Origin of the sequence: Hymenobacter latericoloratus (assembly GCF_014199535.1) — a bacterium.
In the GTDB taxonomy this organism is placed as follows: Bacteria; Bacteroidota; Bacteroidia; order Cytophagales; family Hymenobacteraceae; genus Hymenobacter; species Hymenobacter latericoloratus.
In genome coordinates this window covers 568,756-590,142 of record NZ_JACHNV010000001.1, presented here as the reverse complement: position 1 = coordinate 590,142, position 21,387 = coordinate 568,756, and the positions used below count along the sequence as shown (strand labels likewise).

Here is a 21,387-nt window from a genome sequence, read left to right as displayed (position 1 = left end):
CAACCCACCTTCTATGCGCTTCCTCCCATTGCTTTGCCTGCTGGCCCTACCCCTCGCCGCAACCCAGGCCGCTACACCCATCCGTATCAAAAGCCCCGACGGGGCCGTGCAGGTGACCGTGGACGTAACGGCCCAGGGCCAGCCCACCTACACCGTGCGCTACCGCCAAACCGAGCTGCTGCGGCCCTCCCACCTGGGCCTGCGCCTCGCCAGCGCCGACCTGACCCAGGGCCTCCGGCTCACGAAAGCCGACAAGCAAACCACCGTAACCGACGACTACCAGCTCACTACCGACAAGCGCGCGAACTGCCGCTACCGGGCCAACCGGCGCGTGCTGCACTTTGCCGGGGCGGCCGGGACGCCCGAGTTCAGCGTGGTATTTCAGGTCTCGAACGATGGGGTAGCGTTTCAGTACGTGCTGGAAGGCCCGGGCCAGGAGGTGCAGCGCATCACGGCCGAGGGCACCACGTTTCACCTGCCGGCCGGGGCCAAGGGCTGGCTGCACCCCCACGCCAAAGCCCAGACCGGGTTTGCCAACACCCAGCCCTCGTACGAGGAAAATTACCAGCGCGGCATAGCGGCCGGTACGCCGTCCACCATCGGGCAGGGGTGGTCGTTTCCGGCCTTGTTTCAAACCAACGGGCACTGGATACTGCTGACCGAGGCCGGCATGGGCCGCACCTACGCCGGCACCCACTTGGCCCACGAGTCGCCCGATGCGGAGTACGGCATTGCTTTCCCGCAGCCGCCCGAAAAAACCACGCCCGAGGCGGCCCTGCTGCCCGAAAGCCGCCTGCCGTGGCGCACGCCCTGGCGCGTGGTGGTGGTGGGCAACTCGCTGGCGCCCATCGTAGAATCAACCCTGACGACGGACCTGAGCGCGCCGGCTACCACGCCGGTGCTCACCGGGGCTCCCGGCAAGTCGTCGTGGTCGTGGGTGCTGATGGGCGACCAGAACACGACCTACGACGTGCAGCGCCGCTTCATCGACTACGCCGCTACTATGAACTGGCAATACTGCCTGGTGGATGCGCTCTGGGACAAGCAGATAGGCTACGACAAAACCCAGGAGCTGGCCCAGTACGCCCGCTCCAAAAACGTGGGGCTGCTGGTGTGGTACAACTCAAACGGCCGCTGGAACGAGGCCCCGCAAACGCCCACGGGCGTGCTGTTTGAGCCCGAAAGCCGGCGCCGGGAGTTTGCCCGCATCAAGCAGATGGGCGTGGCCGGGGTCAAAATCGACTTCTTCGGGGGCGACGGACAGTCGTTCATGAACTACTACCAGGATTTGCTCGTGGATGCCGCGCAGGCGGGCTTGCTGGTGAACTTTCACGGTACTACCCTACCCCGGGGCTGGAACCGCACCTACCCCAACCTGATGACCATGGAGGCCGTGAAGGGCTTCGAGTTCCTGACCTTCGACCAGCGCAACACCGACCAGGAGGCCACCCACTGCGCTACGCTGCCCTTCACCCGCAACGCCGTGGGCCCGATGGACTTCACGCCCATGGCCTTCTCGGAGATACGCGACAAAGAGCGCCGCACATCTGATGCCTTCGAGCTGGCCTTGTCGGTGCTGTTTCAGTCGGGCATTCAGCACTACGCCGAGGTGCCCGAGGGCATGGCCGCCCAGCCGGCCTACGTGCAGGACTTCGTGAAGAAGCTACCCCCGCGCTGGGCCGACGTGAAGTACGTGGACGGCTTCCCCGGCGAGTACGTGGTGCTGGCTCGGCAGGCGCCCGGCGGCGGGTGGTACGTGGCCGGCATCAACGCCACCGATGCGCCCAAAACCATTCAGGTTGACCTCGGCAAGCTGGGCCTGAAAGGCGGCACGGTCATCACCGACGGCAATACGAACCGCAGCTTCAGCACGCGGGCTGTGGCAGGCAGCACCGTCAGCGTGACGCTGCACGCGCAGGGTGGCTTCGTGGTGCAGCCCTAAATCAGCGTCCTATTCTTCCTACCCCTCACCAAGCGGCCAACCTGCGCGAAGCGCCCCGCTGAGCCGCAGCGGCCCTGACTCTATGAAAACACGCTTCTCTATCCTCCACCTTAGCCGGGTTAGCCTGTTGCTGCTGGGACTGCACGGCGCTGGCCTGGGTAGCGCGGCGGCCCAGCGCGCGCCCCAGTCGGCGCCTACCCCACAGAAAGGGGCTTTTTACACGGGCAAGTACCCTAGCCTGCTGCGGGAGGCAGGCTACAGCCAGGCCGCCATCGACCAGAAAGTAACCCAGGCCTACCACGACGTGTTTGAAGGGCCCAACAAGGTGTACTTCGAGGTGGGCGACTCCATGGCCTACGTATCGGACCTGAAAAACCACGACGCCCGCACCGAAGGCATGTCGTACGGGATGATGGTGGCCGTGCAGCTCAACAAAAAAGGAGGTATTTGACCGCCTCTGGCGCTGGTCGAAGAAGAACCTGCAGCACCAAAGCGGGCCGCTGGAAGGCTACTTCGCCTGGAGCTTCAGCACCACTACCAGGAAGCTTAATTCGGAGGGCCCCGCTTCGGATGGGGAGCTGTATTTCATTACCAGCCTGCTGTTTGCCGCCAACCGCTGGGGCAATAACACCGGCATCAACTATTACCAGGAGGCCCGCCGCATCCTGGATGCTTCGTGGAAAAAAGATGGCACCGGCGGCGTGCGCAACCTCTTCAACACCGAGCACAAACAGATAACGTTTGTGCCCGTGGGGGACATGTATACCTAGACCGACCCCTCGTACCACGTGCCGGCCTTCCTGGAGGTGTGGGCCACCTACGCCAAGGACGGGCACGAGCCGTTTTACCGGGCCTGCGCTGATACGGCGCGGGCGTTTCTGCACCGGGCCTGCGCTGCCCCCACCGGCCTCAACTACGACTACACCGAGTTCAGCGGCCAGCCCCACGCCACCACGTGGGCGCCGCCCGCCTTCCGCTACGATTCGTGGCGGGTGCCCATGAACATTGCCATGGACTACGTGTGGTTTGGCAAGGACAAAGCCTGGCAGGAGCAGTACGCGCGGCGCTTCCAGGGCTTTCTGCGCGGCAAGGGCCTGAACACGTTCGAGGACCAGTTTAACGTGGACGGCTCGCGGCCCGACTTCATCTTGCCGGCCGGCGACGTCAGGAAGCTGCGGCACTCGCTGGGGTTGGTAGCCACCAGCGCCTCGGCCTCGCTCATGCGCCAAGACCGGGACCTGGCCTTCGTGCATGCCCTCTGGAACGCCAAGCTGGCGCCCTACGAGGATGGCTACTTCGACCCCTACTACGACGGCCTGTTGTATCTGTTCAGCCTGCTGCACCTGAGCGGCAAGTACCAGGCTATCAAGCCCGCCCAGCAGTAGCTACCCCCTCGCCCGATACGCAACCCGCCCCTACCGTACTGAATGAAGCATCGTATTGTACTCGCTGGCCTTGTTGTGGCATCCGCCGTTGCGCTGCCGCTGGCTGCGCAGGTAACGCAGGCGCAAAACCCCATCATCCATGCCGATGTGCCGGACCTGTCGCTGATTCGGGTGGGCAAGACCTACTACATGAGCAGCACGACCATGCACATGAGCCCGGGCGTGCCCATTATGAAATCCAGGGACCTGGTAAACTGGCAGCTGGTCGGCTACGCCTCCGACACGCTGGGTAGCGAGGATGAGCTGGCGCTGCGCAACGGCAAGAGCACCTACGGCCGCGGCTCGTGGGCCAGCAGCCTGCGGTTCCATAAGGGCACCTACTACGTCTCGACGTTCGCTCAGACCACGGGCAAGACCTACATTTACTCCACCAGAAACATCGAGAAAGGTCCCTGGAAACTTGCCTCATTCAAACCGAGCTACCACGACCATTCCCTGTTTTTTGACAACGATGACCGCGTGTACCTGGTGTACGGCGCCGGTAAGCTGCGGCTGGTGGAGCTAACGGCCGATGCCTCCGCCGTGAAGCCCGGCGCCACGGAGCAGGTGCTCATTGACAATGCCAGCGCCCCGGCCGGCCCCAACGTCGGTCTGCCGGCGGAAGGCTCCCAGCTGTTCAACATCAGGGGCACGTACTACCTCTTCAATATCACCTGGCCCAAGGGCGGCATGCGCACCGTGGTAGTACACCGGGCCGACAAGCTCACTGGCCCCTACGAAGGCCGGGTGGCGCTCCAGGACCTGGGTGTGGCCCAGGGCGGCCTCATCGACACGCCCGACGGCCGGTGGTTTTCCTATCTGTTCCGCGACTACGGGGCCGTGGGCCGCATCCCCTACCTGGTGCCGGTAACCTGGGCCGATGGCTGGCCGGTGCTGGGCAGCCCGGCAGGCAAGGTACCCACCACGCTACCCCTACCCCCCAGCAGCGGCCTGATTCCGGGTATTGCAGCATCGGATGAGTTTGCCCGGCGCAAGAACGAGCCCGCCCTGCCGCTGGTGTGGCAGTGGAACCACAACCCCGAAAATTCCCTCTGGTCGCTCACCGACCGCCCCGGCTACCTGCGCCTGCGCACCGGCCGCGTGGACACCACCTTCCTGCTGGCCCGCAACACCCTCACCCAGCGCACCATTGGCCCGGCCTGTGCCGGCACCACCGCCCTCGATGTATCGCACCTGAAAGACGGGGATTTTGCCGGCCTGGCCCTCTTGCAAAAAAGGTACGGCCTGGTGGGAGTTGAAGCCCGCAACGGCGCCAAATCCATCGTCATGATTAGCGCCGAAACGGAGAAGCCCGTGGAGCTGCAGCGCCTGCCCCTAACGCAGAACACGGTGTATCTCAAAGCGGAGTGCGACTTTCGGGAGCGGAAGGATGTGGCTACTTTCTACTACAGCCTCGATGGTAAAGCGTGGCGCCCCATCGGGCAGCCGCTCAAGATGGCCTACACGCTGCCGCACTTTATGGGCTACCGGTTCGGGCTGTTCAACTACGCCACCAAAATTGCCGGCGGCTACGCCGACTTCGACTACTTCCGGATTGCGGACCAGATTACTGGGGCCAAGTAACCTGCTCCCTAGGTCATGCAGAGCGCAGCGAAGCATCTCGCGCGCTGACGCCAAGGGGACTAACCCAATGAAGCGAGCGAGATGCTTCGCTGCGCTCCGCATGACGGATGGCGCTTGCGGACCTCTCCCAGTAGGTTCCTCCAACAACTTCCAACTTCTACCCGCTTATGCTGAGGCACAAACTTTCCTGTATCCTGACGGGGCTGGCCGGCCTGCTGGGCAGCGCGGCCCGGGCGCAGAACCCCATTATTACCAACCAGTTCACGGCCGACCCCACGGCGCGGGTGTTTAATGGGCGGGTGTACGTGTACCCCTCGCACGACATTCGGGCCGCTCCCGGGCGCGGGCGGGCGGGCTGGTTTGTGATGGAAGACTACCACGTGTTTTCCTCCGCCAACCTCACCGACTGGACCGACCACGGCGTGATTGTAACCCAGAACAAGGTGCCCTGGGTGAAGCCCGACAGCTACAGCATGTGGGCGCCCGACTGCACGTACCGCAACGGCAAGTATTATTTCTACTTCCCGACTACCCCCAAAGACACGACCAGCAGCAAGGGCTTCACCATCGGGGTGGCCGTGGCCGATAAGCCCACCGGCCCGTTCGTGCCCCAGCCGTTACCTATCAAAGGAGTGCGCGGCATTGACCCCAATGTATTTATCGACCAGGATGGGCAGGCCTACCTCTACTGGTCACAAGGCAACATCTACGGGGCCAAGCTCAAGGAAAACATGCTGGAGCTGGCCTCCGAGCCCGTTACGCTGGGCGAGCTGCCCACGCAAGGCTTGAAGGAGGGCCCGTACGTGTTCAAGCGCAACGCTACCTACTACCTGACCTATCCGCACGTGGCTAATAAAACCGAGCGCCTCGAATACGCTACCAGCACCAGTCCGCTGGGTCCGTTCAAAGTCCAGGGCGTGATTATGGACGAGTCGCCAACGGGCTGCTGGACCAATCACCACTCCATCCTACCGTTCAAAAACCAGTGGTACCTATTTTACCACCACAACGATTTGTCGCCGGCCTTCGACAAAAACCGCTCCGTTCGTATCGACAGTCTGTTTTTTGAGCCCGATGGAGCCATCCGGAAAGTAGTGCCCACCCTGCGCGGCGTAGGCCTGACGGACGCCCGACAGAAAATTCAGCTGGACCGCTACAGCCAGCTCAGCCCCGGCGGCGCTTCCGTTGCTTTCCTGGATACGGCCAACAAGTTTCAGGGTTGGAAGACGGTATTCAACGGCAGCCAGGGTTGGGTGCGGTACAATGGGGTAGCCTTCGGCACGAAGCCCCTCCGGACGGTGACTATGCGCGTAACGGCCGCGGCCGGAGCCACGGTGCAGATCAGGGTTGATGGAGCCTCTGGCCCCGTCCTGGCTCAGGTTACTGTACCGAAGGGAAGCCGCTGGCAGGAGGTGAAAGCCCCTCTATCTACCTTCAAGCCCGGCACGCACACGCTGGTGGTATCAGCCAAAACCACCATGCCCGTTGAAATTGACTGGGTGAAATTTGATTGACATGAAAAGGCCGGAGTGCCGTGTCATGGTTAATCTTAAGCCGTCGGCTACCCCCTGACGCCGCTCTTATTACCTCACACTTCCCCGCCACTTTCCCACACTTTCAGCTCGGCCCGTAGGTTGCGGCGGGCCTGCGCATCCAGCCGCTCCCGGAAGGCGGGAGTTTGATAAAGGACCGGAACGCCAAGCAGCTTCTCCAGCACCTTGCGGCGGCCGCGGCGGTACATAAAGTCGGGCACGAGGCGGTACTCCTGCCGTACCTGGCGGGCGTACTGCCAGTAGTCGGCCTCCGGCGCACCTAGGATTTGCAGGTCAGCATCAAGGAAAAAGTGCAGGTCAGGGTCGGCGGCGGGCTGGGGCTGGGTGTGGTCTTTGGTGCGCTCAATGAGGTAGGCCACGCGCTGGCGGCGCGCCGGCGAGAGGGTGGAATGTCGCAAAAACTCCAGGGCCAGGGCGGCGCTACGGGCCTCATTGTCGTCGCGCAGGGTGCTATACACGGCATCATGAAACCAGATGGCCAGCTCCACCACTTCCCGGTCCTGAACGAGGGTAGGGTGCTGTTTCACGGCATCCAGCAGGGCCCGGATGTGGGGCAGGGCATGGTAGTGACGGTCGGAGGCGCTGTAGGCGTCGGTGAGCTGCTGATAGGTAGCTTTACGCCGCGCTTCATCCGGTAGCAGCGGGGTAGTAAGCCGGTTCCAACGGGCAAGCAGGGTAGTATTCATGGTTAGTAATCGAATTGGGTAACAGCAGGGTGGTATAGTAGCAATAGAAAGCAGAGTGAAACGCTAGTTGCCCGTGGGCACCCCGTAGGGGTTGCTCCGCTTTACCTCCATGTACCGCTCAGGGTTGGCTATTGGGCGGAAACCGAACTGCTCGTAGAGGCCGTGCGCGTCCAGGGTAGCCAGCATCTGCCGGCGCACATCCCTGATATCCGGATGGCTCCAGACTTCCTGCATGAGCTGCTTGCTGATGCCCTGCCCCCGGAACTCCGGCAGCACAAACACGTCGCAGAGCCAGGCGAAGGTAGCCCGGTCGGTGATGACGCGGGCGAAGGCCACCTGTCCGCCACCGGGTCCATACACGCCAAAGCAAAGGGAGTTGGTAATGGCCCGCTCCACGGTTTCCAGCGGAATGTTGGTGGCCCAGTACGAGCCCTCGGCCAGATAGCGGTGAATCAGGGGAATATCCAGGCGGTGCGGATCGGTGCTGACGGTGTACATAGTGGCGTAGGAAAAGCGGGTGAATACCGGAAGAACGGAGGTTCCGATAGGACTACGGCTTGTCTTCATCCGAAAGCGGAGGCATTACGTTATTCCTATACTTCACCTTTCACTTAACTATCTGGCTATGAAACACCTGAACACGCTTTTCGTTGGCAGTTTTTTATGCAGCACCGGGGCACTGGCTCAGGCGCCGGCACCCGCCCTGACCACCTTTCCGGTGGGAGCTACTACCGTGACGGTTTCGGCCCTGGCTACGGGCCTGCAGGTGCCCTGGGAGCTGGTGTGGGGCCCCGATAACGTTATCTGGATGACGGAACGCGGCGGCCGCATCAGCCGCGTTGACCCCACCTCCGGCCAGGTAACGGTGCTCACTACCCTGCCCGACGTGGCAACTTCCTCCGAAGGCGGCCTGCTGGGTATGGTGCTCCACCCCGATTTTGCTACCTCGCCCTACGTGTACGTGGTGTATAACTACAACGACAACGGCTACAAGGAAAAGCTGGTGCGCCTGACCTACGCCAACGGCACGCTGGGTAGCCCCCAGGTGCTGCTGGGCGATATTCCGGCCGTAAGTACCCACAGCGGCTCCCGCCTGCTCATTCTGCCCGACCGCACCCTGCTCATGACCACCGGCGACGCCCAGAACCGCCCTGCCGCCCAGGACCGCACCTCCCTCAACGGTAAAGTCCTGCGCCTCAACCTCGATGGTACCATCCCGGCCGATAACCCGGTGGCCGGCAACCGGAGCTACAGCTTCGGGCACCGCAACCCCCAGGGGCTGGTACGCGCCGGCAACGGCCGCCTCTACAGCTCGGAGCACGGCGAAAATGCCGAGGACGAGGTCAATATCATCGAGCCCAACCAGAATTACGGCTGGCCTACCGTGGAAGGGCTTTGCAACCTAGCCAGTGAACAAGGCTTTTGCACCGCTAACAGCGTGCGGCAGCCTATTTTTACGTGGGCTCCCACGGTGGGGGTAGCCGGTTTGGCGTACTACGACCACCCGGCCATTCCGGGCTGGCGTAACAGCCTGCTCGCGGCCACGCTGCGCGGCAACAAGCTCACCCAAACCCCGCTGAACACGGCCGGTACCACCGCCGGCGAAGGCGTGTTCACGCTCACCTCCTTCGGGCGGCTGCGGGCCGTGTGCGTGTCGCCGCAGGGCCGGGTGTACGTGGGCACCAGCAACCGCGACGGCCGCGCTACCCCCGGCGCCGCCGATGACCAGATTCTGGTGCTGGAGAACCGGGCCTTCGTGCCAACCTCCACCACGGCCCGGCGCACCAGCCAGCTCAGCCTGTGGCCTAATCCCGCCCGCCACGCCGTAACCCTGCAGCGCCCTACCCCCGCCACCGCCGCAAGCCCCGTTCAGATCCACGATGCGCTGGGCCGCACGGTCCGCACCGCCCAGTTCACCGCCGGCCAGTCCAGCCTCTCCCTACCCCTCCAGGGCCTGCAACCCGGCTTCTACTCCGTAAAATCAGATCTGGGTACGCAACGGCTGGTGGTGGAGTAATTCGGGGTTGAGGTGAGGAGGTGATGGGGTGATGAGGTGAATCGTGACAGGTGACAGGTGACAAGCAGAACGTCATGCCGAGCTTGTCGAGGAGTCTCGCGTGCTGCCGTTGCAATGGCAACTGTCATCCTGAGCGGAGCGAAGGACCTTATCACGGTAAAACGGGCCGTTATTACGATGGTCGTTCTGGCGTGATAAGGTCCTTCGCTCCGCTCAGGATGACCGGCTTTTTTCCTGTCACCTCATCACCCCATTATCCCATCACTTCAACCAGTTGGTGCCGCTCGTTTTTCACCACGTTGGCCAGAGTCCAGGGAATTTCCTGGCTGAAGGGGTGCTGGCGTACGGGGCACTCGGGCATGCGGCAGTGGGAGCAGGCGGCAAAGTTGCAGGGGTCGGCGTGCACGAACATTTCTACCTGCACTTCAAACTCCTGGTCCACCAGCACCTCAATGCGGTGCACCTCGGTGTGGGTTTGCTCTAGGCTGAAGTAGTAGGGCATGGTGATGTGGCAGTCGATGTGCAGATTGGCTCCGTAGCGCACCACGCGCAGGTTGTGCACGTCAATCCAGGCCGGCTCGCGGTGTTCCTGCAATTCGGCCACCACGTGCTGCACGGTAGCTACATCCACCTCATCCATCAGCCCCGATACGGAACGGCGTACCATGCGGTACCCGTTTACTACAATGAAAACGCCTAGAATCAGCGCCGCAGCTGAGTCATAAACCACGTTGCCGGTAAACACTACCAGCAGCAGGGCCGCGCACGAAACCAGGGTGCTCACGGCATCGAGGTAGAGGTGTTGCCCGTCGCCGACCAGGGTAGGCGAATGGTGCTTGCGCCCCGCCCGTACCAGCAGAAACCCGGTGCCCAGGTTGACCAGGGCCGTGAAGGCCAGCAGGCCCATCCCCCAATCGGGGCGGGCTACGGCGTGCGGGTGCAGCAAGGACTGCAGCGCCGTGTAAAAAATGTACACGCCCGCCATCCAGATCAGTCCGCCCTCGAAGCCTACCGAGAGGTACTCCACTTTGCCGTGGCCGTAGGGGTGGTTTTCGTCCTTGGGCAGACTGGCCAGGTAGATACTGTACAGCGCGAAGCCGCTGGCTACCACGTTAATAATAGACTCCAGCGCATCCGTCAGCACGGCCTGGGAGCGGGTCAGCAGCCAGGCGTAGAACTTCACGGCCACCAGCACCACGCTCACGACCAGGGAAAGCAGGGCGAAGCGCGTTTTCAGCGGCAACGAAAACATGGAGCGGGCAAGCAGTCGAGAAGCCATGGGGAGCAATGAGGGGGGTAGTATAGCGCGGCGCGGCTACTTCAGGTTCCGGTGGCGGGCAAGCCAAGACACGGAAAAGGGCCGCAAAATTCCGGGAAAATCAGCGGATGTGACAGCGGCAGCAACTTTTTCAAACAAAAGCAGTAGATAGACTGTCTTAAAAATAAATTTAGACTACTCTAAATTTATTTTTCTTTGTGATTTCCAGCGCTTCCGGTTACTAGCCGGAGCCCTTACTTGCCGCTATGCCTTCAGTGTTACCTTCTACCCCCGATACAGAAGCTACCTCCCCAACGCCGCCGGAAGCCGGCTGGCGCCGCGCCCGCACGGCCCCTTCCCTGCAGGAGGTATTTGCCTCCATCCGGGTGCCCGCCCACGACGCCTCGTTCTGGCGCAAGCTGCTGGCCTTCTGGGGCCCGGGGCTGATGGTGGCCGTAGGCTACATGGACCCCGGCAACTGGGCTACCGACATTGCCGGCGGCTCCCGCTTTGGCTATACGTTGCTTTCCGTCATTCTGATTTCCAATTTGTTTGCCATGCTGCTCCAGCATCTGGCCGCCAAGCTGGGCATCGTGACGGGGCGCGACCTGGCCCAGGCCTGCCGCGACCATTTTTCCAAGCCGGTAAGCATGGTACTGTGGTTTCTCTGCGAAGTCGCCATTGCCGCCTGCGACCTGGCCGAGGTTATCGGCTCGGCCATTGCCCTGAACCTGCTGTTTGGGTTGCCGCTACCCTGGGGGGTAGTGCTCACCATTCTCGACGTGATGGTGGTGCTCTTCTTCCAGAACAAGGGATTCCGGGTACTGGAAAGCATTGTGGCCGGCCTGATCGTGCTGATTTTCGGCTGCTTCCTGTACGAAATCATCGTGTCGAACCCCGATTATTTTGGGATTCTGAGCGGGCTGGTGCCCCGGCCGGAGGTAGTCACCACGCCGGGCATGCTGTACGTGGCCATCGGGATTCTGGGCGCTACCGTGATGCCCCACAACCTGTACCTGCACTCCAGCATTGTGCAAACGCGCGCCATTGAGCAGACGGAACAGGGCAAGCGCATGGCCATCAAGTTTGCCACCATCGACAGCACGGTGGCCTTGTTTCTGGCCTTCTTCGTGAATGCCGCCATTCTGATTACGGCCGCCGCCGCCTTCCACAAAAACGGCCACCACGAGGTAGCCGACATCAACCAGGCCTACGAGCTGTTGGCCCCCGTGCTGGGTGCCGGAGCCGCCTCCATTGTGTTTGCCGTGGCCCTGCTGGCTTCGGGCCAGAATTCGACCCTCACCGGCACCCTGGCCGGGCAGATTGTGATGGAAGGCTTCCTGAACCTGCGCCTCAAGCCCTGGCTGCGCCGCCTCATTACCCGCGCTATTGCCGTAGTACCGGCCCTCATCGTAACCCTGCTTTACGGCGAGAAGGGTACCGGCGAATTGCTGGTCCTGAGCCAGGTTATCCTGTCGTTTCAGCTCAGCTTCGCGGTAGTGCCGCTGGTGATGTTCACGGGCAGCAAGGCCAAAATGGGCGTGTTCGTGAATAAGCCCTGGGTGCAGCTGCTGGCCTGGCTGGTATCCGGCGTCATCATTCTGCTGAACGTGTACCTGCTCTGGGAAACGTTTTTCGGGTAGGGAGCGGGGCTTGCCCCCGCCCGATACCAGAACTATAGCGCTTGCCCCCGCCCGCCGTTTGCGTGGTATGGTATCCAGCAATCATTCCAACATACCGTGCAAACAGCGGGCGGGGGCAAGCCCCGCTCCCTACCACCTGCATACAGCGCGCATCGCCGCGCTTTTTTAAGCTCGACAGATTTAGGCTCATCTAAATTTTATCATCATACCCTGCTAAAATGAAACACCTTTTCTTTTGCTTCGCTTTGATGATGAGTTGCCTGGCGGCGGCGGCCCAGCCAACGGGTACGGTGCGGGGGGTGGTGCGCTCAGAAGGGAAAGAGGTGCCGTTTGCCAGCATCGGGCTGAAGGGGACTACCCTGGGCACTACCGCCGATGAGCACGGCAGCTACGTGGTACCAAATGTGCCGGCGGGCAGCTACCGGCTGGTGGGTAGCGCGGTAGGGTTGCTACCCACCGAGCGGAGTATCACCGTCACGGCCGGCCAAACCACTACCCTGCACCTTAGCCTGAACCCCGGCCCCAACGCCCTCGGCGACGTGGTGGTGAGCGGGACCCTGAACGAGGTGATCCGCAGTGAGTCGCCGGTGGCGGTGGAGTTGTACTCGCCCAAGCTGTTTCGGAAAAACCCGGCGGTGTGCCTGTTCGAGAACCTGACCATGATTAACGGGGTGCGGCCCCAGCTGAACTGCAACGTGTGCGGCACCGGCGACATCCACATCAACGGGCTGGAAGGGCCCTACACTATGGTGCTGATTGACGGCATGCCGCTGGTCAGCTCCCTGAGCACGGTGTACGGGCTAAGCGGCATCCCGAGCAGCTTAATTGAGCGAGTGGAGGTAGTGAAAGGCCCGGCCTCTACGCTCTACGGCTCCGAGGCCGTGGGTGGGCTCATCAACGTCATCACCAAAAACCCGGCGAAGGCCCCGCGCTTCTCGGCCGATGTGTTTGCTACCTCCCACCGCGACGTGAACCTCGACCTAGGGGTGGCGCGCAAAATCGGGGCGGCCTCTACCCTACTCAGTACCAACCTCTACCACTACAACCAGCGCCGCGATGTGAACAACGACGGCTTTACCGACGTGCCTACCCAGCAGCGCGTGTCGGTGTTCAATAAGTGGACCTGGGCGCGGCCCGAGCAGCAAGTGGCTAGTCTGGCCGGCCGCTATTACTACGAGGACCGGTTTGGGGGGCAGCTGAACTGGAGCCCGGAGCACCGCGGCCAGGACAGCGTGTACGGGGAAAGCGTGTACACCAGCCGCTACGAGCTGCTGGGCCAGTACCAGCTGCCCGTACGGGGGCAGAAAATCCTGCTCAGCGGCACCTTCAACCAGCACAACCAGAACTCCGCCTACGGTACTACCCTCTACAAAGCGGTGCAGCGCGTGGGCTTTGGGCAGTTGACCTGGGCCAAGGAGCTGAGCATCCGGCACAACCTGCTCACGGGTGCTACCTACCGCCTCACGTGGTACGACGACAACACGCCCGCTACCGCCTCAGTTGGCCCCAACGATACCCGCCGCAACGCCCCCGACCTAGTGCAGCTGCCCGGCCTGTTCGTGCAGGACGAGTGGCGCCTCACGCCCGACGCGACCCTGCTCCTGGGCCTGCGCTACGACTACAACTCCCGCCACGGCAGCATCCTGAGTCCGCGCCTGAACTACAAGTGGGGCCGGCCCGATGGCAGCCAGGTGTGGCGCGTGGGGTTAGGCAACGGCTATAGGGTAGTGAATTTGTTCACCGAGGACCACGCCGCCCTCACCGGCGCCCGGCAGGTAGTGGTACCCGAAGCCCTGGAGCCCGAGCGAAGCTGGAACGTGAACGTGAACTACAACCGCTTTCTGCAGCTACCCGGCGGCGCTACCCTCACCCTCGATGGCAGCGTATTCTACACCTACTTCACCAACAAAATCAGCCCCGACTACGACACCAACCCCAACCAGATTATCTACCGAAACCTCGATGGGTACGCCATCAGTCGGGGCCTGACTCTGAACACCGACCTGGCTTTGTCTCGCCCCCTGAAGGTGATGCTGGGCGTGACTTTGCTGGATGTATTCCGGCAGGAGCAGCCCCTGGAAGGCGGTCCGCGCCGCCGGGTAGCGCAGTTCCACTCGCCACCTTTCTCGGGCACCTGGGCCGTGAGCTACACCTGGGAAAAGCTGGGCCTCGCGCTGGATTATACGGGTCAGGTGAGCAGCCCCATGGCTTTGCCCGTCTTCCCGAACGACTTTCGGCCCGGCCGCTCGCCCTGGTATGCTTTGCAGAACGTGCAGGTCACGCGCAAGCTGCGCGAGGGGCTGGAGCTGTACGGGGGCCTGAAGAACCTGTTCAACTTCCTGCCCCGCTACGCCCTGCTGCGCCCCTTCGACCCCTTCGACAAAAACGTGGGGGTAGATAATCCGCAGGGCTACACCTTTGACACCAGCTACAACTACGCGCCCATTCAGGGCCGACGGCTGTTTTTAGGGGTGCGATACGCGCTGTAGGTAGGGGATTTTTGTGAGCAACAGGCCTTTGGTCTTGCCTAGGGGGTAGTGGGGGCACCTATCGGGGGCAGATTGCGTATCAGGGGCACCGTACTCTTTTCTCTCCTCATTTCATGCCTATTTCTCGTTATATCGCGCTGCTGGGTTTGCTGACTGCAGCCAGCCTGGCCCAGGCTCAGGTTCAGGAAGAGCCCAAAACCTGTCCTTATGATTCGGCCCATTTTAACCTGTTTAAGCCGGTGCCCCGCAACCAGCTGCGGCCCCTGCGCCCCGACCGCCCCGGCGTGACGGAAAGCCCCTTTACGGTAGATGCCGGCCACTTCCAGACGGAAACCGATGCCATTCGCCTCGTGAATGAGCGGGAGGGTACCTCGCGTGGCCGGGAGCTAAAGGTGGCGTACACTACCCTGAAACTAGGCCTGAGCCGCCGCACCGATGTGCAGGTAGAAATGCCGCTTTACAAGGTGGAGAAGGAACGCGAAGCCGGCGAAACCGCCTGGCAGCGCCAGGCCAGCTTCGGCGACGTGGCCCTGCGGCTCAAGCACAACTTCCTCGGCGACGACCAGGAGGGGCCCGTTGCCATGGCGGTGGTAGCCTACACCCGCCTGCCTACGGGTGGCAAAACGGGTAGTGGCGCCGTAGAAGGCGGCCTGATTGTGCCCGTCAATATTGAGCTGCCCGACCGGTTCAACCTCGATTTGCAGGTGCAAGGTGACCTGAACTACGACCGGGAGCAGGGCAAGCACTACGCCCGCGTGATGCCCTCCATTGCCCTCGACCACGAATTTACGGACGTGTTCAGCTTCCTGGTGGAAGGCGTGACGCAGTGGGATGCCCAGCGCCGTGGTTGGCGCTCCTCGCTTAACCTGGCCCCTATCTTCACCCTCAACGAGAACCTGCAGGTAGATTTCGGCACCCACCTGGCCCTGAGTAAGGAAACCGACCGGGAGTTTTTCGTGGGGTTTACGTTCCGGCGGTAGGTGGGGAGCGTGTCTGGTCCCGCCCGGCCACCTTCAGGTAGTTGTGCAGGCGCCGGGCGGGGGCAAGCCCCGCTCCCTACCACCGAAACCGGCTCAGCCTAGGTACACTGCGTTAGCCCCGGTCGGTCATCAGGCTGCGGGTCTGGCCTTTCCAGTCGGTAATAAACCAGGTTACCACCGATACTACCCCCAGCAGCCACGACAGATTCCGCTCGGCGCTGCCACTTTCGAAATGAAACAGAAACGGCGCGGCCAGCAGAGCCAGGCCCGTCAGCAAGTCCAGCCAGCCGTGCACCGGAAACGGAATTACGCGGAAGATGCCCAGCTTGAAATCGGTGAGCAGGGTGATAAGCAGGTAGCCCCCGGCCAGCACAAAGCAGGCGGTATCAACGGCCGGCTCCAGGTCGAACATGATGGGAGCCATGGCCAGCACCGTAATAAAGGCCACATCGATGAAGCCGTGGGCAGTCGGCGACAGAATTTTCATAGGGTCAGAAGCTGAGGTGGAAGGATAAAACAAGTACGGCGGCAGGGCAGCAAGGGTATAGCCGAGCTTAGACACAACATTCTACCGCTCAAACAAAAGGGCCTGATAACACAGTGTCATCAGGCCCTTTCAAATCCATACTAGTTACCGCAGCTTAGTGCTGAGGAGCCATGTTTTTGTGGCCGCGGGCATTCATGTTGTTGGCCGTGTGGGTATCAGCGCGCCAGTCGGTCAGCATCCAGGAGCCCAAAAAGGCTACCCCCATAATCATGAAGAAGTTGCGGGCCAGGGTATTATCGTCGTTGAAGCCAAAGATGAAAGGCGCGGCCAGCAGGGCCAGGCCACTCACCAACTCCAGACCGCCGTGCATCGGGAACGGAATCATCCGCATGATACCCATCGGGAAGTCGGTCATCAGGGTGATGAGCAGGTAGCCGGCGGCCAGCACGTAGCAGGCCGTAGCATAGGGGCCAGCGAAGTTGAACAGCGTGGGAGCCAGCGCAAAAATGGCGATGGTGCCGTAGTCGAGCATGCCGTGCATGCGGGGTAATATAACTTTCATGGGTAGGCAGTTTGAGGTTGAAGTCCTTGACTGCCCTATCTTACGCCCTGTTTTTTGAAAGGGTATTGTTGAGTATAGATTTTTTTGAATTTTTCATTTAGATTCCCGCGCAAGGCTGAGCTTGATACCGGGAGCCCAACTGCTTAGCTGCGCACTCAGAAACGGGCTCCTACCACCACCGTTTTCCGGTACTGCTGCTGCTGTCCGCCGCTGGGTTTGAACAGCTCAATCAGCAGCACATAATAGCCCACGGCGGCTTTCTGGCCCCGGTCGGTGAGGCCATCCCACTGCCAGAATCCTTTCGTGCCGAGGGTTTCGTTGCGCACCAGCTGGCGGGCCAAACGTCCCTGAGCATCATAAATCGTTACGGAGCCTACGTAGCCCGGAGCATCCAGCTGATAACTGAGGGTAGTGAAATCCTGCTGACCGTCGTCATCGGGGGTGAACAGCTCGGGCGCCAAGGTCAATACATCTGAGCCGGTAGGGTCTGCCTGCTGCTGGGAGTTCGGGCGGCCGGGTGTGGCGTAGCCCGCGCTACCGGCCGCCGAGTGGAAGTTGCCGGCCTCGCTGGGTCCCGTAGCCCGAATCCGCTCCAGGGACACGCCGTTCACGTCGTCGAGCAGCCGCAGGTGCTGTTTTTCGGAGTAGGCCACACGGTCCAGGGGCCGGGCCTGGGCATCGAGCAGCACTACTACTCCAGCGTCGTCGGGCAGGGTGGGCAGGGCAGGCACCTGGAGTACATTGGCTGGATTGATGCTGGCCGGGTACTGGCTTTGCAGCACCGAAAGGCTGGTGGTAAAGGCCAGCAGGCCGCCCGGCGGGAGCAGTACCGAGGTACTGCTCACAACTTCCGCATCCAGGGCGCCCCCGGCCCGCTCACTCCCCACCTGCCACCCCTGCACATCCAGGTACTTGCCGGAGCGGTTGAGTACTTCCACAAAATCAACCCCACCGGAGCGCGGATTGAACAGGATTTCGTTGATGACCACGTCGCCGGCCGCTACCGGTACGGGCAGGGCAAACGTGACGGAAGTGACCGGGCCGCTGGCGTTGCCCACGCAATCGAGGAAGCGCTGCACGGTTACCGCCACGGGCTGATTGGGCGTCAGCGGGGTAGCCAAGGTCAAATCTACTAATCGGAAATCGGGGCCAACGGGCGCGGCGCGGGTAATGGCGGCGGCGGGCATGAGCGTGTACAGCGCGGGGGTAGCGGCGGCAGCGCTGTCCAACTTCTCGCCGAAATACAACCGCACCGTGGTCGGATTAAGAGCCAGAGCGCGCAACAGGACAGGCGCGGTGCGGTCGGGGTTGGTGGCGCGCACGGAGTTAGCGCGGCCGGGTGTGCCGCCGCTGGCATCCTGGCTGGCCTGCCAGTTTTCAGGGCCGCCGCAGGGGTTGGCGGGGTCTATCAGTTCCAGGGTCCAGCCGCCTTCCTTCTTGCGGGCGTCGCGGTACCAGGCATCCGAGTAGCTGACTTCAAACAAGGTGCGGCCATCCTTGCCCCGTAGCACTAGCTGGTCGCCGCTGTTGGTCAGGCTGGGGAAGTTGGTTAGCCCGAATACTTTGCCGTAGCCCGCGAACTGCGCCGTGCGGGTACTGCCGCACACCACCGCGTACTCGCCCGGCAGCAGCACCGCCCCGGCCGGAAACACGGCCGGATTGCCGGTGCTACCCTGCTTCAGAAGCCTAACCCCAGCCAAATCCAGCACGGCGGTGGCGGAGGGGTTATGAATTTCCACGAACTCCGAGGCCGGCAGCCCTACGCTGGGCGTTTCATCGGCCAGGATTTCGGTGATGAGCAGCTGGTTCAGCGCGGGCGTTACCGCAAAGCCGTTGTTCTGGAAAGTAGCCGTAAGCGGGCCGGCGGCCACATTCCCGAATCCATCGGCCACGTTACGGGCCTCTACCGTCACGCTGCCCAGAGGTAGGTCGGCGGCTAGGGTGAGGTGCACCAGCGTGGGGTCGGCGGCATCCCGGGCGGCAGCGGCTACAGCCGGGCCGCCACCGCCCGCGAGCCGGTAGTTGCCGGCCGACTGGCTAGCGGCTACGGCCTCGTTGAAGGTCAGGGTGAGCTGGCGGGCGCTGGGCGCGGCGGCTCGCAGCAGCAGGGGCGCCGCGGCGTCCGTCACCCGGAAATCATCGAAGTAAAACCCGCGGTTGTTGGCCGAAGAGTAGGTAGCGTACACCCCGAAGTAGGCGCTGCGCTGGTGGGTGGCATCGGTGGCCGAGCCTTCAAGCGTGTAAGTGGTGCCGCCGGTCAGGTCACGCTCCAGGGTCCAGACGTTTTGGGTGGTGCGCGTAACGCGCACCCGCACCAGGTTGTTGGCAGCGGAGCTGAGGGTAGCATCCTGGCCGTTAATTACATACACCGGGCTGCCGGTGGCATCCTGCCGGAACAGGGCTACCTCGTCGGGAGTGCCGCCCAGGCGCACAAAGTAGCCTTTGGTGCCGGTGGCTTTCAGGTCGGCAGCGTCGGCCATCAGCCACACATCGGCGTAGTTGCCGCCGCTGGTCGCCAGCTTCAGGTTGGTCCAGAATTCCCAGGTAGTGCCCGTGATAGCGGCGCAGGGCGTGACCAGCTGCACCTCGGCGCCGGTTACGGCGGGGCCGTTGGTTTGTAGCTGCTGGGCCGGGTTAATCTGAAAAGAAGTTGCGTCGCCGGTCCAGGCGGGGTTCTGGGTGAAGTTGCCGTCGGCGAAGGAGTCGGTCAGCTGGGCGGTAGCCGTAGTGGCCCCCAGGCACAGGGCCAGCAGTAATAATAGTTTCACGCGAATGAAGGCGGTAGTAATAAGATGCGCCGTGAGCAAAAGGGAGCAACCTGATAATCAGCCGAAGCCAGGGCAACCCTCCTTCTTTCACTGGGTGAAATATAACCACAAATCGTGATGTACCTTTACGCCCTCGTAAACACCGAAACCCAATGAAAGTAGCCGTAGTAGGCGCCACCGGCCTGGTCGGGGGCGAAATGCTGAAAGTACTGGCCGAGCGTAACTTCCCGGTCACGGAACTCTTGCCCGTAGCCTCCGAGCGCTCGGTAGGTCAGGAAATTGAATTCCAGGGCCAGAAATACAAGGTGGTAAGCATGGACGACGCCATTGCGGCCCGCCCGGCCGTGGCCATCTTCTCGGCTGGTGGCTCCATTTCCAAGGAGCAGGCCCCGCGCTTTGCCGAAGTGGGCACCGTGGTTATCGACAACTCCTCGGCCTGGCGCATGGATCCCACCAAGAAGCTGGTGGTGCCCGAAATCAACGCCAAGGAAATTACGCCCGACGATAAAATCATTGCCAACCCCAACTGCTCTACCATTCAGATGGTGGTGGCCCTCAACAAGCTGCACGAAACCTACAAGGTGCAGCGCATTGTGGTGAGCACCTACCAGAGCGTGACGGGCACCGGCAAAAAAGCCGTGGACCAGCTCATGCAGGAGCGCTCCGGCCAGGAGGTAACGAGCCAGGCCTACCCCCACCCCATCGACCTGAACGTGCTGCCCCACATCGACGTGTTCGAGGACAACGGCTACACCAAAGAGGAGATGAAGATGGTGAAGGAAACCAAGAAAATCCTCGGCGACGACAGCATTCGGGTAACGGCTACTACCGTGCGGATTCCGGTAGTGGGCGGCCACTCCGAAGCCGTAAACGTGGAGTTTGAGCAGGAATTTGAGCTGGAAGACGTGTACCGCATCCTGCGCGAAACCGAAGGCGTGGAAGTGGTGGACGACGTGAAGAACAACGTGTACCCCATGCCCAAAGACGCCCACGGCCGCGACGCCGTACTCGTCGGCCGCCTCCGCCGCGACGAAACCCAGCCCCGCACCCTCAATATGTGGGTAGTGGCCGACAACCTGCGCAAAGGCGCCGCTACCAACGCCGTCCAGATTGCCGAGAAAATGCTGCAGATGGGCTTGCTGCAGGCGTAGTTTTCTTTGTTTGAAGAGAAAATGAGCCTGAGCCAAGCTGGCCTGGGCTCTTTTTTTGCGCGGTACTGCAGCAACAGCACTCCCTATTTGCCAAACACCAGCTCCGCAAAGCCCTCGATAGCCTTGCGCGTATCGGTGGGGCGCTCCAGGAAGCCCAGGTGGCCTACATTGGCCAGCCAGAGCACCGTGCAGTGGTCAGGCAGGAGGCTTTCCTCGTGGGTTTTGGTCAGAGGCACAGCCTTGTCGTCCTTACCGGCTATGAAGAGGACCGGGTAGGTAGCCTTTTCCAGCACGGAGCGCCGGTCGGGGCGGTGGGCCATGGCCTCCATACTACCCAGGGCCGTTTCCAGCGGCACGGCGGCCCCAATGCGCTGCAACGTGGCTAGGTGGTGCTCCATGGACTCGCGGTGGGCGGCCGAAAACTGGGGCTTCAGAAACTCCTTGGTGAAGGCCGCTACCCCATGCTGCTCCAGAAACTCGCGGTTGCGCTGGCGCCGCTCCCGGTCTTCTTCCAAATCGGGCAGGGCGGAGGAATGAAACAGGCAGAGGCCCGCTACCTGGGCCGGAAACTTTTCGGCGAAAGCCAGCGCCACGTAGCCACCCATGCTGTGGCCCACCAGCAGCACCTCGTGCATGCCTTCGGCCCGTAGCTGCGCCTGCACGTAGTTGGCGGCGGCTTCAAAGGAGCAGTCGGGGGCGGGCGGCGGCTCCGGGCCGTAGCCGGGCAGGTTGGGCCGAAGGGTGCGGTAGTGAGGCGGAAAGTCGCGCAGGAAGTCATCCCAGATTTCACTGCTTTCCAGAAAGCCGTGCAGAAAAACGAGGGTAGGGCGGGTGTGGGCCATA

At 62.2% G+C, this 21,387-nt stretch carries 18 protein-coding genes; 11 read left to right on the top strand and 7 right to left on the bottom strand.

The genetic code is table 11. The features are described from left to right. Positions 1 to 13 precede the first annotated feature (13 nt). The 6 genes from GGU46_RS02570 to GGU46_RS02555 all read left to right on the top strand — a co-directional run bounded on the left by GGU46_RS02570 (position 14) and on the right by GGU46_RS02555 (position 6,464). A complete protein-coding gene (locus tag GGU46_RS02570; RefSeq protein ID WP_183402012.1) occupies positions 14 to 1,942 on the top strand; it encodes a glycoside hydrolase family 97 protein in 1,929 nt (642 codons plus the stop codon). A gap of 82 nt (positions 1,943 to 2,024) precedes the next feature. Continuing rightward, positions 2,025 to 2,393 (top strand): hypothetical protein, encoded by a 369-nt coding sequence (locus GGU46_RS21995; protein WP_246398673.1) that lies wholly within the window; start codon positions 2,025 to 2,027, stop codon positions 2,391 to 2,393. Between the two features lie 28 nt (positions 2,394 to 2,421). Continuing rightward, the gene (locus tag GGU46_RS21990; RefSeq protein WP_246398766.1) at positions 2,422 to 2,712 is read left to right on the top strand and encodes a glycosyl hydrolase family 8; all 291 of its coding nucleotides are present in this window, start codon (positions 2,422 to 2,424) and stop codon (positions 2,710 to 2,712) included. A gap of 18 nt (positions 2,713 to 2,730) precedes the next feature. Beyond that, positions 2,731 to 3,327: a hypothetical protein gene (locus GGU46_RS21985; protein WP_246398675.1), complete on the top strand. Its 597-nt coding sequence runs from the start codon at positions 2,731 to 2,733 to the stop codon at positions 3,325 to 3,327. Positions 3,328 to 3,369: 42 nt separating this feature from the next. Continuing rightward, entirely contained in the window at positions 3,370 to 4,950 is a 1,581-nt protein-coding gene (locus tag GGU46_RS02560) for a glycoside hydrolase family 43 protein (protein WP_183402011.1), read from the top strand. A 167-nt stretch (positions 4,951 to 5,117) separates the two neighbouring features. Continuing rightward, a complete protein-coding gene (locus GGU46_RS02555) occupies positions 5,118 to 6,464 on the top strand; it encodes a family 43 glycosylhydrolase (RefSeq protein WP_183402010.1) in 1,347 nt (448 codons plus the stop codon). Between the two features lie 74 nt (positions 6,465 to 6,538). On the opposite strand, the gene GGU46_RS02550 is transcribed toward GGU46_RS02555, so the two are convergent. Both GGU46_RS02550 and GGU46_RS02545 read right to left on the bottom strand, forming a co-directional pair. After that, entirely contained in the window at positions 6,539 to 7,189 is a 651-nt protein-coding gene (locus GGU46_RS02550; protein WP_183402009.1) for an HD domain-containing protein, read from the bottom strand. 63 nt (positions 7,190 to 7,252) lie between these two features. Next, on the bottom strand, positions 7,253 to 7,687 hold the full coding sequence (locus tag GGU46_RS02545) for a GNAT family N-acetyltransferase (RefSeq protein ID WP_183402008.1): 435 nt from the start codon (positions 7,685 to 7,687) through the stop codon (positions 7,253 to 7,255). 127 nt (positions 7,688 to 7,814) lie between these two features. Here GGU46_RS02545 and GGU46_RS02540 point away from each other — a divergent pair, with 127 nt between their 5' ends. Continuing rightward, a complete protein-coding gene (locus GGU46_RS02540) occupies positions 7,815 to 9,206 on the top strand; it encodes a PQQ-dependent sugar dehydrogenase (RefSeq protein ID WP_183402007.1) in 1,392 nt (463 codons plus the stop codon). A 253-nt stretch (positions 9,207 to 9,459) separates the two neighbouring features. On the opposite strand, the gene GGU46_RS02535 is transcribed toward GGU46_RS02540, so the two are convergent. Next, positions 9,460 to 10,485, bottom strand: a complete 1,026-nt coding sequence (locus GGU46_RS02535) for a cation diffusion facilitator family transporter (protein WP_246398677.1) — start codon at positions 10,483 to 10,485, stop codon at positions 9,460 to 9,462. A gap of 245 nt (positions 10,486 to 10,730) precedes the next feature. On the opposite strand from GGU46_RS02535, the gene GGU46_RS02530 reads away from it, so the two are divergent. From GGU46_RS02530 to GGU46_RS02520, 3 genes are all read left to right on the top strand, one after another. Then, positions 10,731 to 12,107, top strand: coding sequence for an Nramp family divalent metal transporter (locus tag GGU46_RS02530; RefSeq protein WP_183402006.1), 1,377 nt, complete (start codon positions 10,731 to 10,733; stop codon positions 12,105 to 12,107). A 218-nt stretch (positions 12,108 to 12,325) separates the two neighbouring features. Next, positions 12,326 to 14,596: a TonB-dependent receptor gene (locus GGU46_RS02525; protein ID WP_183402005.1), complete on the top strand. Its 2,271-nt coding sequence runs from the start codon at positions 12,326 to 12,328 to the stop codon at positions 14,594 to 14,596. Positions 14,597 to 14,709: 113 nt separating this feature from the next. Further along, positions 14,710 to 15,576, top strand: a complete 867-nt coding sequence (locus tag GGU46_RS02520) for a transporter (RefSeq protein ID WP_183402004.1) — start codon at positions 14,710 to 14,712, stop codon at positions 15,574 to 15,576. A gap of 112 nt (positions 15,577 to 15,688) precedes the next feature. On the opposite strand, the gene GGU46_RS02515 is transcribed toward GGU46_RS02520, so the two are convergent. From GGU46_RS02515 to GGU46_RS02505, 3 genes are all read right to left on the bottom strand, one after another. Beyond that, a complete protein-coding gene (locus tag GGU46_RS02515) occupies positions 15,689 to 16,063 on the bottom strand; it encodes an SPW repeat domain-containing protein (RefSeq protein WP_183402003.1) in 375 nt (124 codons plus the stop codon). A 154-nt stretch (positions 16,064 to 16,217) separates the two neighbouring features. Then, complete coding sequence (locus GGU46_RS02510; protein ID WP_183402002.1) at positions 16,218 to 16,625, bottom strand: SPW repeat domain-containing protein; 408 nt, start codon at positions 16,623 to 16,625, stop codon at positions 16,218 to 16,220. Between the two features lie 155 nt (positions 16,626 to 16,780). After that, positions 16,781 to 19,393 (bottom strand): lamin tail domain-containing protein, encoded by a 2,613-nt coding sequence (locus GGU46_RS02505; protein ID WP_183402001.1) that lies wholly within the window; start codon positions 19,391 to 19,393, stop codon positions 16,781 to 16,783. Between the two features lie 152 nt (positions 19,394 to 19,545). Here GGU46_RS02505 and GGU46_RS02500 point away from each other — a divergent pair, with 152 nt between their 5' ends. Beyond that, entirely contained in the window at positions 19,546 to 20,544 is a 999-nt protein-coding gene (locus GGU46_RS02500; RefSeq protein WP_183402000.1) for an aspartate-semialdehyde dehydrogenase, read from the top strand. Between the two features lie 83 nt (positions 20,545 to 20,627). On the opposite strand, the gene GGU46_RS02495 is transcribed toward GGU46_RS02500, so the two are convergent. After that, positions 20,628 to 21,386: an alpha/beta fold hydrolase gene (locus GGU46_RS02495; protein WP_183401999.1), complete on the bottom strand. Its 759-nt coding sequence runs from the start codon at positions 21,384 to 21,386 to the stop codon at positions 20,628 to 20,630. Between the last annotated feature and the right edge of the window lies 1 nt (position 21,387).

Coding starts and splice junctions, on each gene's coding strand:
- GGU46_RS02555 (WP_183402010.1), top strand. CDS start 5,118: ATGCTGAGGCACAAACTTTCCTGTATCCTGACGGGGCTGGCCGGCCTG.
- GGU46_RS02525 (WP_183402005.1), top strand. CDS start 12,326: ATGAAACACCTTTTCTTTTGCTTCGCTTTGATGATGAGTTGCCTGGCG.
- GGU46_RS02500 (WP_183402000.1), top strand. CDS start 19,546: ATGAAAGTAGCCGTAGTAGGCGCCACCGGCCTGGTCGGGGGCGAAATG.
- GGU46_RS02495 (WP_183401999.1), bottom strand. CDS start 21,386: ATGGCCCACACCCGCCCTACCCTCGTTTTTCTGCACGGCTTTCTGGAA.
- GGU46_RS02510 (WP_183402002.1), bottom strand. CDS start 16,625: ATGAAAGTTATATTACCCCGCATGCACGGCATGCTCGACTACGGCACC.
- GGU46_RS02550 (WP_183402009.1), bottom strand. CDS start 7,189: ATGAATACTACCCTGCTTGCCCGTTGGAACCGGCTTACTACCCCGCTG.
- GGU46_RS02520 (WP_183402004.1), top strand. CDS start 14,710: ATGCCTATTTCTCGTTATATCGCGCTGCTGGGTTTGCTGACTGCAGCC.
- GGU46_RS21995 (WP_246398673.1), top strand. CDS start 2,025: ATGAAAACACGCTTCTCTATCCTCCACCTTAGCCGGGTTAGCCTGTTG.
- GGU46_RS02515 (WP_183402003.1), bottom strand. CDS start 16,063: ATGAAAATTCTGTCGCCGACTGCCCACGGCTTCATCGATGTGGCCTTT.
- GGU46_RS02570 (WP_183402012.1), top strand. CDS start 14: ATGCGCTTCCTCCCATTGCTTTGCCTGCTGGCCCTACCCCTCGCCGCA.
- GGU46_RS02530 (WP_183402006.1), top strand. CDS start 10,731: ATGCCTTCAGTGTTACCTTCTACCCCCGATACAGAAGCTACCTCCCCA.
- GGU46_RS02545 (WP_183402008.1), bottom strand. CDS start 7,687: ATGTACACCGTCAGCACCGATCCGCACCGCCTGGATATTCCCCTGATT.
- GGU46_RS02560 (WP_183402011.1), top strand. CDS start 3,370: ATGAAGCATCGTATTGTACTCGCTGGCCTTGTTGTGGCATCCGCCGTT.
- GGU46_RS02540 (WP_183402007.1), top strand. CDS start 7,815: ATGAAACACCTGAACACGCTTTTCGTTGGCAGTTTTTTATGCAGCACC.
- GGU46_RS02535 (WP_246398677.1), bottom strand. CDS start 10,485: ATGGCTTCTCGACTGCTTGCCCGCTCCATGTTTTCGTTGCCGCTGAAA.